This is a genomic window from Chloroflexota bacterium (genome assembly GCA_018648225.1).
Classification (GTDB): Bacteria; Chloroflexota; Anaerolineae; order Anaerolineales; family UBA11858; genus NIOZ-UU35.
The window spans coordinates 1-13,159 of sequence record JABGRQ010000096.1 but is presented as its reverse complement, the minus strand read 5'-3'; the positions used below and the strand labels follow the sequence as shown (position 1 = coordinate 13,159).

General features: G+C 52.2%; 15 protein-coding genes. 4 read left to right on the top strand and 11 right to left on the bottom strand.

The features are described 5' to 3' along the window. Positions 1-8: 8 nt before the first annotated feature. The 3 genes from HN413_08635 to HN413_08625 form a co-directional block, all read right to left on the bottom strand. Positions 9-857 carry a hypothetical protein gene (locus tag HN413_08635; protein ID MBT3390463.1) on the bottom strand — a complete coding sequence of 283 codons (849 nt, stop codon included), beginning with the start codon at positions 855-857 and terminating at the stop codon, positions 9-11. A 226-nt stretch (positions 858-1,083) separates the two neighbouring features. Beyond that, positions 1,084-1,893: a hypothetical protein gene (locus tag HN413_08630; protein ID MBT3390462.1), complete on the bottom strand. Its 810-nt coding sequence runs from the start codon at positions 1,891-1,893 to the stop codon at positions 1,084-1,086. A gap of 283 nt (positions 1,894-2,176) precedes the next feature. Next, on the bottom strand, positions 2,177-3,049 hold the full coding sequence (locus HN413_08625) for a hypothetical protein (protein ID MBT3390461.1): 873 nt from the start codon (positions 3,047-3,049) through the stop codon (positions 2,177-2,179). A gap of 141 nt (positions 3,050-3,190) precedes the next feature. Here HN413_08625 and HN413_08620 point away from each other — a divergent pair, with 141 nt between their 5' ends. Beyond that, on the top strand, positions 3,191-3,865 hold the full coding sequence (locus HN413_08620; protein ID MBT3390460.1) for a Crp/Fnr family transcriptional regulator: 675 nt from the start codon (positions 3,191-3,193) through the stop codon (positions 3,863-3,865). Positions 3,866-3,867: 2 nt separating this feature from the next. After that, complete coding sequence (locus HN413_08615; protein ID MBT3390459.1) at positions 3,868-4,545, top strand: Crp/Fnr family transcriptional regulator; 678 nt, start codon at positions 3,868-3,870, stop codon at positions 4,543-4,545. A gap of 41 nt (positions 4,546-4,586) precedes the next feature. On the opposite strand, the gene HN413_08610 is transcribed toward HN413_08615, so the two are convergent. Genes HN413_08610 through HN413_08585 form a run of 6 tightly spaced genes read right to left on the bottom strand, consistent with a single transcriptional unit; the run spans position 4,587 to position 8,841 of the window. Further along, on the bottom strand, positions 4,587-5,555 hold the full coding sequence (locus HN413_08610) for a hypothetical protein (protein MBT3390458.1): 969 nt from the start codon (positions 5,553-5,555) through the stop codon (positions 4,587-4,589). Between the two features lie 4 nt (positions 5,556-5,559). Beyond that, positions 5,560-6,183: a fumarate hydrolyase gene (locus tag HN413_08605; protein ID MBT3390457.1), complete on the bottom strand. Its 624-nt coding sequence runs from the start codon at positions 6,181-6,183 to the stop codon at positions 5,560-5,562. A gap of 43 nt (positions 6,184-6,226) precedes the next feature. Continuing rightward, positions 6,227-7,093 carry an S-methyl-5'-thioadenosine phosphorylase gene (mtnP, locus tag HN413_08600; protein ID MBT3390456.1) on the bottom strand — a complete coding sequence of 289 codons (867 nt, stop codon included), beginning with the start codon at positions 7,091-7,093 and terminating at the stop codon, positions 6,227-6,229. A gap of 59 nt (positions 7,094-7,152) precedes the next feature. Then, positions 7,153-7,602 (bottom strand): FHA domain-containing protein, encoded by a 450-nt coding sequence (locus HN413_08595; protein MBT3390455.1) that lies wholly within the window; start codon positions 7,600-7,602, stop codon positions 7,153-7,155. After that, complete coding sequence (locus tag HN413_08590) at positions 7,595-8,044, bottom strand: FHA domain-containing protein (GenBank protein ID MBT3390454.1); 450 nt, start codon at positions 8,042-8,044, stop codon at positions 7,595-7,597. Before HN413_08590 ends, HN413_08595 begins: the two co-directional genes overlap by 8 nt. Then, positions 8,041-8,841, bottom strand: coding sequence for a DUF3662 domain-containing protein (locus HN413_08585; protein MBT3390453.1), 801 nt, complete (start codon positions 8,839-8,841; stop codon positions 8,041-8,043). The genes HN413_08590 and HN413_08585 overlap by 4 nt, the downstream gene beginning before the upstream one ends. Positions 8,842-8,987: 146 nt before the next feature. Between HN413_08585 and HN413_08580 the strand changes: the two genes are divergently transcribed. Together HN413_08580 and HN413_08575 are read left to right on the top strand one after the other, a co-directional pair. Continuing rightward, positions 8,988-9,401, top strand: a complete 414-nt coding sequence (locus HN413_08580; GenBank protein MBT3390452.1) for an archease — start codon at positions 8,988-8,990, stop codon at positions 9,399-9,401. Positions 9,402-9,420: 19 nt separating this feature from the next. Next, complete coding sequence (locus tag HN413_08575) at positions 9,421-10,872, top strand: RtcB family protein (protein ID MBT3390451.1); 1,452 nt, start codon at positions 9,421-9,423, stop codon at positions 10,870-10,872. Positions 10,873-10,921: 49 nt separating this feature from the next. Here HN413_08575 and HN413_08570 read toward each other — a convergent pair whose 3' ends face one another. Continuing rightward, positions 10,922-12,334 (bottom strand): tyrosine phenol-lyase, encoded by a 1,413-nt coding sequence (locus HN413_08570; protein ID MBT3390450.1) that lies wholly within the window; start codon positions 12,332-12,334, stop codon positions 10,922-10,924. Positions 12,335-12,500: 166 nt separating this feature from the next. After that, positions 12,501-12,965 carry an Lrp/AsnC family transcriptional regulator gene (locus HN413_08565; GenBank protein MBT3390449.1) on the bottom strand — a complete coding sequence of 155 codons (465 nt, stop codon included), beginning with the start codon at positions 12,963-12,965 and terminating at the stop codon, positions 12,501-12,503. Between the last annotated feature and the right edge of the window lie 194 nt (positions 12,966-13,159).

Genomic DNA, 13,159 nt, shown 5'->3' with positions numbered 1-13,159 from the left:
GTAGATAATCACGCTTCGGCGCTATCTTCCGTAATCAGGTGCTTTTTGAAGTAGGGAATCATCGTGAAGAACAGCACGCCCAGCGCCAGCAGCGAACCATAGAGATAATCCAGTGTTTTGGTGCGGAAGAATTGCGTGGGGACGTTAATCATGAGGATAGTAATGGAAGGAATGACTGCCATCCACCAGCCTTTGCGTTTGCCCATTGCCAGGAGGGGAATCGACATGAACAGGAAGATGACCGCCACCCAGTTGACTTCGCCAGCCCAGCGGAAGAGCCACCAGGTCCAATCTTCGGGGTAAAAAGGATAGCCGGGGCGGGTTGCCATGGTGCGTTGCGCGCCGATTCCGATGGTGAAGGCATGGGTGGCCAACATACCAATGAATGTAAGCGCACCGGCTTGTACCCACTTGGCGACTCGCTCTCCCTTGCGCAAGAAAATGAAAGCCCAATAACCGGTCAGGCCGACAAAGGCAATGATCATGGGCATTGGGAAACCGGGAACCCAGCTAATATAGGGCAGGAACATAAAAAATCCGCCGATGGAGGGTAGCGCAAAGAGACTCAGAGCAAGCGGATAACTCCACTCAGTGCCTTTTTTGATTTCTAGCGAGATGATAATTAAGGCTGCGCCAGCAGCGAAGATCACTGCCTGCCAAACCGAGTAGAAAAAGTCAAAGAGGGGCAGCCCGCTAGAGAAAGCAGGGAAACCCTTTTCGATATGGGCATTCAGGTGAAACAATACGCGTTCAAGCGATGTTTGCACCATAAAAGGGATGACATATGCCATCACCAGACCAATCACGATGGCGATAATGGACATAATCGTACGATTCTTTTGAGATGTTGCTTGCATGGAATATTCTCCTCGAAAGATAAGTTTGGTGGTTGTGATTAGTATCACAAAGATGACAGAGAAAGTCTTTGCTTTAACGCAAATCTGGGAGTAGAGATTCCTACTCCCAGATTTAATAAGGAGAATGTTGAGCAATCATGCTCCGTGCAAAGTGATTATCTCAAATTTACTCTAGCATGTCTTTGACTTTGAGCAAGTTGCTGTTGGATACTGTGAAGTGAGTTGCTTACTTATTTTCGATCAGTTTTTGCGTACCGGGCAGCAAGAGAACCACCAGCAAGATTGTGCTGATGATGGGGGCGGGCAAGAACATCGAGAAGCGCTGCACTTCTGCAACATTGTGAATGCCCATTGGGTAGCCGCCAATCATCGACATGGTTGCTGCAAAAATCCCCACCGGAATCGCCCAGGATTTCCGCTTGAGAGCCGCGAAAATGAAAATGGCCCAGGCCGCCGCGCCCCACCAATTAACCTGTTGCGACATAATATATACGCCATTCCAGAAGGTATTTGCGGTTTGGACGAAAGCATCCGGGGCCATATATGTACTTTGGAATTTGGAGATCGGAGCGACTCCGTCAATGAAAGTCAATACATAGGCCAGCCCGGCGCTAAATGTCAGGCCGATGAGCTTTTTTTCGATGCCGCCGATGATGAGCATTCCAAACCAGACGACGGCGGCCAGCAGGAAAACCCACAGCGTAGGAGTTGGCAGCCCGCTATCGGCTGCGGGGATCATAGGGAAGAAGCCAGCCAGCAGGAGAATCGTAGCGGCTACAGTTCCCCAGAACCAGGCCCAATCTTGCTTCTTGAGGAAGCCCCACAGGACGGCTGCGCATAGTGCGCCAGCTGCCGTACCAAACCAACCCAAGACTGAATAAACAAGTCGTACAGTATTGCTTTCTTCCCACTCTCCGGCGCCAAAATGGGTATGGATGACGGTGTTGTAGGTGTCGGCCAGGAAATAAAGTGTCAGAAGCCCTGCCAAGATGCCTAAAATGGCTAGAAATGCGCCGAGTTTGTGATTATTTTTCATAGTTGGTTTTCCTTCAAGGGATATCTATTTTGTTCGAACTGTTGAATTTCCGATAATCATAACACGACTAACTTTGTAAAGATTTGCCTTTTAGCAAACAACGACCTTTTATTAACGCCAAAGCGGCATAGCAGTTCTGCTATGCCGCTTTGAGCGCCAGGGATGATTGTGGTGATCGATTTTACCAATCGGGGCGATCTGGAGCAGATCGCCGGACATGATGAATAAAAAAAGTCCGAAACTGTGCAGTTTCGGACTTTTTTGTAATTCTGGAGCTTTGATATTATTTTAAAGGCTCGGCGAGCAATCGTTCTTTAAAGAACGGGATCAACATCATCACGACCAGGCTCAGGCCCATGGCCGCGCCATACAGGTAGTCGAGCGTGGCGTGGCGCACATAGTGCGTGGCTCCACTGACGACAATTGTGATGGCTCCGGCAATCAGAGTCAGGTACCAGCCCGAAAGTTTGCGAGTGCCCAGCTTATAAATGGCGGTAACGAGCAGGCCAAAGGCCACCCACAACCCCAGCCAACCAAAATAAGTGATCGCAATGCCTTCTGCAAATATCGGGCGCTTGGGATGCCCATAAAGAATGCGGAATGCGGCGTGCCCATTGGCGAAGTTTTCCGCAGCGGTGACACCCAGCATCAAGAAAACCAGGAAATCAACCACCTTTTGTTTGAGATCACCTTTCTCGGCAAGCAAAACCGCAAAGTAAGGGATCAACCCGACGGTCATGATCAGCACAGCGGGCGGGAAGCCGCCTTCTTTGCTGCCGACGAAATTCATCCACGGCACAATCATGTAGGCCCCCCCCATCGATGGTATCGCCAGACAGAATAGCGAAAGTCCGCGCGCCCACACTTTTCCATCATAGAGCGCCTTGGCAATTGCCAGCAGCGCGATGCCCGCCAGTACGCTCATGGTGCCCCAGAAAGGATAGAAGAAGCTGACGAGCCATGTGGTGAGGGTGAGCAAAGGCCACGATGGATTTTCCTCAACCTTGAATTGTTCAATGCGTTCGAGTTGGTAACCGAGAATTGGGTTCACCATTTTGAACGACTGGAAAGGTACATACACGATCATGAGAATTGCAGCAAGCAGTACAATTCCAATAACCAGTTTTCGAACTTGGGTACTTGTTTGTTGTGACATGGCATCTCCTCAAAATATAAAAATTGATGAACGTTGTCGGAAAGCGATTCCGACTTGTGAATATTTTCATAATGAGTATACTTATGGAGTGGCTCCCTTGCCTTGACTTTTGTCAAGATGCCTGCAAACTGACGACATCCTATGAATCAACTCGCTCACAAACTATCGGATAAAACGATATTTCGCACATTGCCATTATCTGATCTGGATATGTTGGCATCCAGCGCTATCCGGCGTCCATTGAGCTCGCGCGAGCATCTTTGTTTTCAGGACGATATTTGGCCTTATGTTGTGTTTGTTAATTCAGGCAGACTTCGCTGGGTGATGCTTTCTGCGGGCGGCAAAGAGCATCAATTATTTGCATTACTCCCGGGCGAATTATTCTGGGCACATTCATTTTTCGACGATGCACCTATGCCGGCGTCATTGGTGGCGGGGAAAGCCAGTGTGATCTATTTATGGAGCCGAGATACAATCTTGCCAGTCCTGTACCGCAACCCCGAAGCCATGTTTGGAATCACCCGTATGCTCACAGGAATTATGCGGCGGGCTCGCGACATTATTTATGGATTGGCGTTTCAACCTGTTGCTGGCCGTTTGGCGAATTTTATTATGTCGAGTTTGGATGACCCCGAGCATCCCACGCTGGAACGGGATATGACATTGGAAGATATGGCTGCAGTATGTGCGACCTCCCCCGAGGTGGTTTGCCGTTTGTTATATCAATTTCAAACCGATGGGGTGGTACAAATTACCCGCACCCGCATCACAATCAACGATCATGATGCGCTTAGGCACCTGGCCGATATGGACTAATTATGAATTTATTCGAACATCTTTCCCAGACTTCAGTATTTTCCCACCTTGTGTCACAAGAGAAGCAACACCTGGTTGATATCGCGATTCCCCGCACATTTCTGGCGGGTGAGTGGATTGCTCATTATGGTAGTCAGTGGCCGTATCTCTTCGTGGTGGAAGCAGGCCGGGTATCAGCAGAAAAAGAATCGTCAGGAGGGCGCAGTCTGATTGTGATTGATTTAGGGCCAGGAGAAATATTTTGGGGGACTGGATTTTTCCTCGACCATGCGGAGATGCCGGTTGCCTTGATTGCTAAAGAAGATAGCCGCATTGCTTTATGGTCTCAAGAACGTATGAAGCCAGTTTTATTGCAAAATGGTCAAATGTCCTGGGAGTTAGCGCGCCTGATGGTGCAGCGTATGCAGCACGCCAGCGATATGGTTGAAGAATTGGCCTTTCAACCTGTTACCGGGCGATTAGCTGGTTTACTGCTGGATCGTTTTAACAGCCCTGAAGGTGAAGCCGTGGCACGCAATATGACTCTGGACGAAATGGCCGCACATATTGGCACCACGCGCGAGATGGTTTGCAGGCAGTTATATAAATTTGCAGGCGAAGGGGCGATTCAGATCAATCGAACGGAGTTTCTGATTTCAGATCATCGACATTTAGAGCAGATTGCTGGTCGCAAAGACTAATAAAAAAAATCCGCCGGGTTGCTCGGCGGATTTTTTTGGAATCAGGGTTTCTTCCAGGTGATGAAATCAAAGGCAAAGGTGTTTTGGTTATACAGGGTCACCTGGATCATCCCAGGTTTGCCTAAATTGGTGCGATAGCAGATATATTTTCCGACCAGTGCATCGTTGACGGGTAGCGGATTGTTTGATAACGCGGCGTTGACGCAATCGGAGAATGTGGGGGCGTTGGCGCCCCACAGGGTGAATAATGAGCCATTGCGGGTTTCGAGCTGTTTGCTCGCGGGGTTCAGGCTGATATCGCCTTCTTCCGCTTCGGGGGCGAAAATACCCTCATCGAGGTCGCCAGTGGCAACTACGCTGCCGAATTCCATGCTCCCGCTGACGTGCAGTACGCTGCCATCGGGGCCGCCTGCGCCCAATGCCGTTACGCGAATCTCCACCCAGAAAGCGGTATCAGCATCCTCGCCGAGACCGAAGATTTCGTTCTTGTCGGAACGCAATTTCCAATGCCCCTGATAGGTGCCGTCTTTTTCAGGGGCGGTGAGACGCACTGAAATATCCACCGCTTCGCCGGGTTTCACTTCCCCGCTGGTAAACTGAACCATGGCATCGCCATCCATTTGGTCGCCGTGGTCGAAAATTAGGGCATAACCGCTTGTCCAGGCACAGGTGCCGCTGTTTTTCAGTCGCCAGGTTTTAATGAATTCATTCCCCGGGGTCATCAGCGTGCCGTCAGGGATGGTGGCGTCGCTGATGAATTCAATTTGATTGCAACGTTCATCGGCCTGGTCGGTGGGTTGGGGCGTGGCATTCGCCACAGGCGCGAGCGTTTCTGTCGCCGGGGTTTGTGCGGCGCTCTGCGTGTAGGCGGCTTCAACGGTCTGGGCGGCCTGGGTGTAGAGAGCGCCTGGCTCGGGGGTGTTTGTCCTGTTGCGGCTGAAATTGCACGAGAGCAGAATCAGCATCACAATGGCAACCCACCCCAAAGGGAGTTTGCGATGTGCCTTCATCGGGTCAGGATTTGGCGAGCAAATCGTCGAGTACTTGTCGCGACTTTCCTTCGATTTCCGCATGAAGGCTTTTGCCGCGGGCATCCATCGTTACCACCACGGGGAAATTTTTCACATCCAATACCCAGATGGCCTCAGGGACGCCGAAATCGAGTTTGTAGACACCGAGTACTTTTTGCACCGATTGGGCGATGAGCGAGGCTGCGCCACCCACGGCGTGAAAGTAAACGCCGGGCACTTCCTGGCAGGCTTGCAGAGTTTTCGCCCCCATGCCGCCCTTGCCGATAACGCCCTTGATATTGAAGTGGTGCATCACGTCGCCCTGGTAGGGTTCTTCGCGGATGCTGGTGGTTGGCCCTGCGGCGACGAATTTATAGTCGCCGGTATCCAGACCGGAAACCACCGGCCCACAGTGATAGATTACACCGCCCGCCAGAATAGGCTTGATGGCAGCGTATACTTCAGCGTCGTCACCCTCAGGGGCGCGGTTTTGCTTGATGAAGGTGTCGATCATCCATTTGTGGACGGCGTCGCGCCCGGTGAGCATGATGCCAGTGAGGGCTACTGGTTCGCCAACTTTGAGTTCGCGGATAGCTTCATCTGGGATGGGGATGGTAAGTTCTTTCATGGTGACTCCTTGAGATGACGGCGGTCTGTCGTTCCCTGTCGAGTTAGGGTAAATATTTGGTGACGAGTAAATCCAGCTTTTCCCGCGTTTCGGCAGGGATTCGCTTGGGATCAGTGATGAGCGCGTTGGCAAGCGCCTGCCCGCATTGGCATTGGCGTGCGCTCAGGCTGTGTGCCAGATTGCGCACAGCATCTTGAGCTGTTTTTGTATTTTCGTTGAGCGTTTTAATGACCATTTCGACACTGACAGGCGCTTCGCTGATATGCCAGACATCATAATCGGTGACATGGGCCATCACGGCGTAGCATAACTCGGCTTCGCGGGCGAGAAAAGCCTCGGGGGAGGTGGTCATGCCGATGAGGGACATGCCCCAGGCGCGGAATGTGTTCGACTCAGCGCGGGTGGAGAAACGCGGCCCTTCGATGGTGATGAAGGCGCCGCCCTTGTGGACGGTGGCTCCTGTTTTCTCAACGGCGGTGCGCGCCATTTGGGAGAGTTGCGGGCAGAAAGGATCAGCAACATCGACATGTGCAATCAACCCCTCGCCAAAAAAGCTGCGCTGTCGGTTTTTGGTGAAATCGAAAAGCTGATCGGGAATCACAATTTCGCCAGGGGCATAGTCATCGCGCAGCGAACCGACGGCGCTGATGCCCACCACGCGTTCCACGCCCAGCGATTTGAGGGCGTAAATATTGGCGCGGTAGTTGATCTCGCTGGGCGAGAGTGTATGCCCCAGACCGTGCCGCGCCAAAAAGGCCACCGGCACGCCTTCGAGCAGCCCCACCCGCACAGGCGCGCTGGGTTTGCCGAAGGGGGTTTCGAAGTCATATTCTTGTTGATCTTCCAAGCCGGGCATATTATAAAAGCCGGAGCCGCCCAAAATAGCGAGCGAAGGTTTTTTATCCACGATGATTCTCCGAGATATGATTTCGATGAGAAAATCAGGAAAGAGGCCGAAAAAAGGGGTGATTATTCTTGCGCATCGTCAAATAGCGCCAGATAATCGTCTGCAGCTTTGAGATCGGTGGTGAGGGTTGGCCCGGTAAGAGGATTCGCTGAAGGGTGCATATTTTCCTGGGCGCGCTTTTTGCTATCAGCACCCTGACCGAAGATGAGTGGCACACCCCCAATCGAGATGACATCGCCGGGTTTGAGTAGAGCTTGTTCAACGCGCTTGCCATTCACAGAGCAGCCCACTTTGGAGTTGAGATCAACCAAAAGATAGCGCTGCTGAACATTGCGGATTTGAGCGTGGTGACGCGAAACGTGCGGATTATTGATGATAATTTGATTATCTTTTTTGCGACCGATCGTGATAACAGCTCGGTCAAGCGGAACAATTTGACCGCCGTCGACAATCAGAAACGCAGATGGGGTGGTTTCTTGTTCGGGCGGGGGCGTTTGCACAGGGTCAGGCATACGATTCTTCCTCGGGGCGATTATTCCATGTCTGAATAGAAATGATAGCTTCCCCACATTGTAATATATCCCCCAGCACCAGAACGGTGGGTTCCAGAAGTTTTTCCCGATTGAGCAATGTGCCGTTGGTCGAGCCGAGGTCTTCGGCCCACCATTGCCCGTGATGAAAGCTTAAACGGGCATGCCGTGTGGAGACCGTTTTGGAATTGATAAAACATTCGCAGGTCGGGGCGCGCCCGATTGTAATTTCCGAGGCATGAAACTGTTGCCTTTGCTCTTGCTCACCAATCTGAATTTGGATTTGCAATACCGCCATTGCGGTGACAACTTTATCAGGATGCTGCTGAAGGCCGCGCCACAATAGCCACAATGCCCAACCCAAAAAGCTGTATAAGGCCAGCGCTGCAAGAATGCGGATACCCAGCAATATAATGCCACTCATAATATCGCTCCACGAGTGGGGTGCTCATCATCCGTAGCTGGTTTTGGCAGGTATTCCTGGGTGGTACCTGTATCGATAACTTCGTCTTGCGCGTAAACCAGCGGAACCCCGGCGATCGAGATCACATCTCTGGGGAAAAGTTCGCTTTGCGAAATCGGGTTGCCATTTACCAGAGTTCCCCCGGTTGAATCCAGATCAAAGATAGTGTAGCGGCCACGAGTAGCCCGAAGTTGGGCGTGGTTGCGTGAAACCCGCGGATCGTCAATGACCAGATCATTTTCGTTGCGTCGTCCAATATTAATCACCGATTTGTCGAGGGTGAAAATCTGACTGCCATTCACAATCAAAAAAGCGTTGGGCGGGGCGTTTTCAACACTCTCTTCGGGTTCAACCTGAATGGCGTGAGTTTCCCCGACAGTTTCACCCCTGAAAGCCGTGATAATTTCAATCCCTTCGGTTTCCAAATTGACGAGTTGCACCAGATCAACAATTGGGGGGTGGCGGAATGCTACTCCGGCTTGTTCGGCTGCCTGGGAGAGAACGTCGCTCATTTCGCGTGTAACCGGTTCGGGTGCAATTTGCTGCAAGCTGTGCTGGGGGTGCGTGCGGATGTGAAAGATATCGGGCGCGGTTAAAACACCTTGTTGCTCAATGATTCCGGTTTGCAGCGCAGCCATCAACTCGTCAATAAGTTTTGCTTTGTCGAATTGTGCCGGGAATAATCCGGCAATCTTTCCCTCAATCAGGGTTTGCAAACGCGCTTCAATTTGATTTAGTGTCTTAACGATTGCACTCATGGGAAAATAACCTCCCAATTATTATAACCGAGCGCCCGCGTTTGTTCACCCATAAAGACCTCCGAGATTTTCTGACAGAAACGCCGAAATCAGCAGGAATTTGGTGAAATCTCGGAGGTCGATAGCAATTAAGGTATACTGAAATTATGCCTGAACACACTGCCGGATACCGTGAAATCGAACACACCGCCGATTGGGAATTGCTCGTCTGGGCGCCCGATTTGCCCGCGTTGCTGGAACAGGCTGCCCGCGGCATGTTTGCGCTTTCACAGACAGAACTGGCCGAGGGGCTGCGTCGCCCGATAGAGTTTGAGCTTCCTTTTTCAGATCGCGAATCCCTGTTGGTGGACTTTCTAGCCGAGTTGTTGTTTTTTGCTGAAGAGCAAAATCTCGCCCCGGAGCAGTATCAACTTAATTTTGACGGAATCAACCTGAAAGTTAGTCTCGCCGCCGCGCCGATTCTCAGTCAGGCCAAAGAAATCAAAGCAGTAACGTATCATCGGCTGCAAATCCGCGCAACAGAAAAAGGCATTGAAGTAAATATTGTGTTTGACGTTTGACGCTTCTTGGAGGTGGATTATGGTGCAGATGCGCGATTTGAAAAAGATTAGCGACTACGAGTGGGAGATTCCGGTCTCCTTTCGGGCGGATATGCGCGTTCCGGTGCGGATTTTTGTCTCGGAGCGGCTACTCACCGATGCCATGCGCGATAAATCGCTGGAGCAGGCTGTTAATGCGGCCACGCTGCCGGGGCTGGTTGGGCATGTGACCGTGATGCCCGATATGCATCAGGGCTACGGTTTTCCGATTGGCGGCGTGGCGGCCACGCGCTACCCCGATGGTGTCATCTCGCCCGGCGCGATCGGCTACGACATCAACTGCGGCGTGCGCCTGCTGGGTTCACAGATTGAACACGAAGCCGCGCGCCCCTATATGGATGATTTAGCCACCGCGCTGGATAAAAACTGCCCCAGCGGTGTGGGGAAGGGTGGGCATTTGAAATTGAATGAAAAGCAATTGGAACGCGTCTGCACCGAAGGTTCACGCTGGGCGTTGAGCAAAGGCTACGCCACGCGGCAAGATGTGCGCCGCACCGAGGAAGGCGGCCAATTAAAGGGGGCAGATTTTCGCAAAGTGAGCGCGCGTGCTAAAAAACGCGGCCTAACGCAGATTGGCACTCTCGGTGCGGGCAATCACTTCATCGAAGTTGATCTGGTCGCCGAAATCTACGACGACGAAGCGGCGCTGGCGATGGGCCTGCACGAAGGGCATCTGGCGCTGCAAATTCACTGTGGATCGCGCGGCTTTGGGCATCAGGTTTGCTCGGATTATGTGCGTGAATTTCAGGGTGCGGTTAAACGTTATGGCATCCAACTCCCCGACCGCGAACTCGTCTGTGCGCCGATGAATTCCCCGGAAGGTGAAGCCTATTTGGGCGCTATGCGCTGTGCGGCGAATTATGCCTTTGTCAATCGTCAGGTGTTAGCCCACTGGGCGCGTGAAGCCTTTATCGAAGTACTGGGCGGACGCGTGAAAAACCCCAATCTGTATCAGGTCTATGACATCGCACACAATATGGGCAAACTCGAAACGCACGATGTTGAAGGTCAGCGCATGAAAGTGTGTGTGCATCGCAAGGGTGCCACGCGCGCCTTTGGCCCCGGCTATGAAGGTTTGCCCGAAGAATATCAACAGATCGGCCAGCCGGTGCTGGTTCCCGGCAGCATGGGCACGTCTTCGTGGGTGTTGGTGGGCACTGATGGCAGTATGCAGCGCTCGTTTGGCTCTACCTGTCACGGCGCCGGGCGCACGATGAGCCGCAGCAAGGCTAAAAAAATGATTTGGGGAGAAGACCTGCGCAATACACTGGAGAAAGAAGGCATTCGCATTCGCGCCGGTTCGATGGCCGGACTGGCCGAAGAAGCCCCCGCGGCCTATAAAGATGTGGATGCGGTTGTGGATACTGTCACTGGGGCGGGGATTGCGAAGAAGGTGGCGCGGCTGGTTCCGTTGGCGGTGGTGAAGGGGTAACAAACAAAAAAATCCCCCGGAGTTTGAAAAACTCCGGGGGATTTTTTTGTTATATCATCTCGAAACGTGCCTGGAAGAAGCGCAGATATTCGGGTTCGTAGACCATCTTGAGACCTTTGGTACTCTCACGTTCGTCAAAGATGGCTTTGATGCTCTCGGCGACCACATCCATGTGGGCTTGTGTGTAGACGCGGCGCGGGATGGTCAGGCGAGTGAGTTCGAGGGCGGGATAGCGATGTTCGCCCGTTTTGGGATCACGCCCGGCGCTGACGACGCCGCGCTCCATCGAGCGCACGCCGGAATCGAGATAGAGTTGGGCGGCTAAAGTCTGAGATGGGAATTGATCCTGGGGGATATGCGGGTAAAAACGCTTGGCATCGAGGAAGATGGCATGTCCGCCAATCGGCTCGACGATGGGGATGTCCCAGTCGAGCAGCAGCTTGCCGAGATAGCGTACCTGACGCACGCGCGAGGCTACGTGGTCATCTTGCACGCCTTCAGCGATGCCAATGGCCAGAGCTTCCATATCGCGCCCGGCCATGCCACCGTAGGTGTGCAAACCCTCATAGACTACGACCATGTTCCTTGCCTTCTCAGCCACACCGGGATCATTCACCGCCAGCCAGCCGCCAATATTGACCAGATTATCCTTTTTGGCGCTCATCCAGGCCCCATCGGTATAGCTGCAAAATTCGAGCAGAATCGCGGCGATGCTTTTTTCGGCATAACCGTCTTCGCGCTCCTGAATAAAGAAAGCGTTCTCGTACATGCGTGTGGCGTCGAGATAAACAGCAATACCGTGCTTATTGCAAAATTCGCGCAATTCTTTAACATTCGCCATGCTGACCGGCTGCCCGCCCGCCATGTTGACCGTACCGGCCAGGCTGACGTAGGGGATGTTTTCGGCGCCGACTTTATCTACGAGGACTTTCATTTTCTCGAGGCTGACATTGCCCTTGAAGAGATGTGGATCAAGTGGATCGTGAGCTTCGTCAATGATGACATCCACAAAGGTACCCCCCGCCAACTCTTGGTGCAGGCGTGTGGTGGTGAAATACATATTGCCGGGGATGTAGTCGCCCTGTTTGATGATGGCCTGACTGATGAGATGTTCGGCGCCGCGCCCCTGGTGGGTGGGGACAATGTGTTTGTAGCCGTAATAGGTCTGAATGGCTTCTTCAAGATGGTAGAAGTTGCGGCTTCCGGCGTAGGCTTCATCACCGAGCATAATACCCGCCCATTGACGGTCGCTCATGGCGCTGGTGCCGCTGTCGGTGAGCAGGTCAATATACACATCTTCGGAGCGCATCAGGAAGGTGTTGTATCCGGCTTCGGCGGCGGCTTTCTCGCGCTCGGCGCGTGTAATCATGTGGATGGGTTCGACCATTTTAATTTTCCAGGGTTCAGCCCAGGATCGGCGGCCAAATTGCTGGCCCATTGTACGATATTTGTGTTCGGTCATTTTTCCTCCGATGAGTTTTTGTGATTTTATCTGAACCACGGAGACACAGAGTTCACAGAGATGGGTTTTAGGGAACACGGAAAAATTCTCTGTGTTATTGTAAAAAAAAACTCCGTGACCTTCGTGTCTTCGTGGTAAATCAAATTTCAAGTGAACAGCGCAGCAGTTATTTCAACGGTAGTATCGTCGTCGCTTTCGTTTCGCGTAGCACCAGGCTGGTGTGGATGCGCGCCACGCCAGGGATAGGGGTCAGGCGGTTGACGAGAAAATCTTCCAGATCGTCGGTGTTGTGGGCGACGACTTTGAGCAGGTAGTCATAATCGCCGGTGACGTGGTGGCATTCCAGCACTTCGGGCATTTCCTGCAACGCTTCGTGAAAACCCGTCACCTGATGAATTTCATGCAGTTGCAGGCTAACGCTGACAAAACAGAGCATATCGTAGCCAACTTGCTGCCGGTCAAGCAGAGCAGCGTAGCCTTGAATAATGCCTGCTTCTTCCAGCCGCCGCACGCGCGCAAGCGTCGCCGGTGCAGAAAGGTTAGCCCGGCGAGCTAACTCGGCGTTGCTGATGCGGGCGTCGCTTTGCAGTTCGGCGAGGATGATTTTGTCAATATCGCTGAGAGCTTCCATAATTAATAATGTAGCTGAAATTAGGAAAAAAGTCAACGATTATTTTGTAATTTATCAAAAAATACTAATAATCGAAACTTGTGAGCCCGAATTTCTACTGTTAATTTTGCTGCGGTATATATTGAGTACAAATGTCATGAAGTGTATTCATCAGCGGAAGTGTGGATATAGAGTAGAATCCGGGTATGAAAACC

What these genes read in the sequence shown, in the direction of transcription:
- HN413_08635 (MBT3390463.1), bottom strand. Translation starts at nt 857, where the DNA reads ATGCAAGCAACATCTCAAAAGAATCGTACGATTATGTCCATTATCGCC.
- HN413_08630 (MBT3390462.1), bottom strand. Translation starts at nt 1,893, where the DNA reads ATGAAAAATAATCACAAACTCGGCGCATTTCTAGCCATTTTAGGCATC.
- HN413_08625 (MBT3390461.1), bottom strand. Translation starts at nt 3,049, where the DNA reads ATGTCACAACAAACAAGTACCCAAGTTCGAAAACTGGTTATTGGAATT.
- HN413_08620 (MBT3390460.1), top strand. Translation starts at nt 3,191, where the DNA reads ATGAATCAACTCGCTCACAAACTATCGGATAAAACGATATTTCGCACA.
- HN413_08615 (MBT3390459.1), top strand. Translation starts at nt 3,868, where the DNA reads ATGAATTTATTCGAACATCTTTCCCAGACTTCAGTATTTTCCCACCTT.
- HN413_08610 (MBT3390458.1), bottom strand. Translation starts at nt 5,555, where the DNA reads ATGAAGGCACATCGCAAACTCCCTTTGGGGTGGGTTGCCATTGTGATG.
- HN413_08605 (MBT3390457.1), bottom strand. Translation starts at nt 6,183, where the DNA reads ATGAAAGAACTTACCATCCCCATCCCAGATGAAGCTATCCGCGAACTC.
- HN413_08595 (MBT3390455.1), bottom strand. Translation starts at nt 7,602, where the DNA reads ATGCCTGACCCTGTGCAAACGCCCCCGCCCGAACAAGAAACCACCCCA.
- HN413_08590 (MBT3390454.1), bottom strand. Translation starts at nt 8,044, where the DNA reads ATGAGTGGCATTATATTGCTGGGTATCCGCATTCTTGCAGCGCTGGCC.
- HN413_08585 (MBT3390453.1), bottom strand. Translation starts at nt 8,841, where the DNA reads ATGAGTGCAATCGTTAAGACACTAAATCAAATTGAAGCGCGTTTGCAA.
- HN413_08580 (MBT3390452.1), top strand. Translation starts at nt 8,988, where the DNA reads ATGCCTGAACACACTGCCGGATACCGTGAAATCGAACACACCGCCGAT.
- HN413_08575 (MBT3390451.1), top strand. Translation starts at nt 9,421, where the DNA reads ATGGTGCAGATGCGCGATTTGAAAAAGATTAGCGACTACGAGTGGGAG.
- HN413_08570 (MBT3390450.1), bottom strand. Translation starts at nt 12,334, where the DNA reads ATGACCGAACACAAATATCGTACAATGGGCCAGCAATTTGGCCGCCGA.
- HN413_08565 (MBT3390449.1), bottom strand. Translation starts at nt 12,965, where the DNA reads ATGGAAGCTCTCAGCGATATTGACAAAATCATCCTCGCCGAACTGCAA.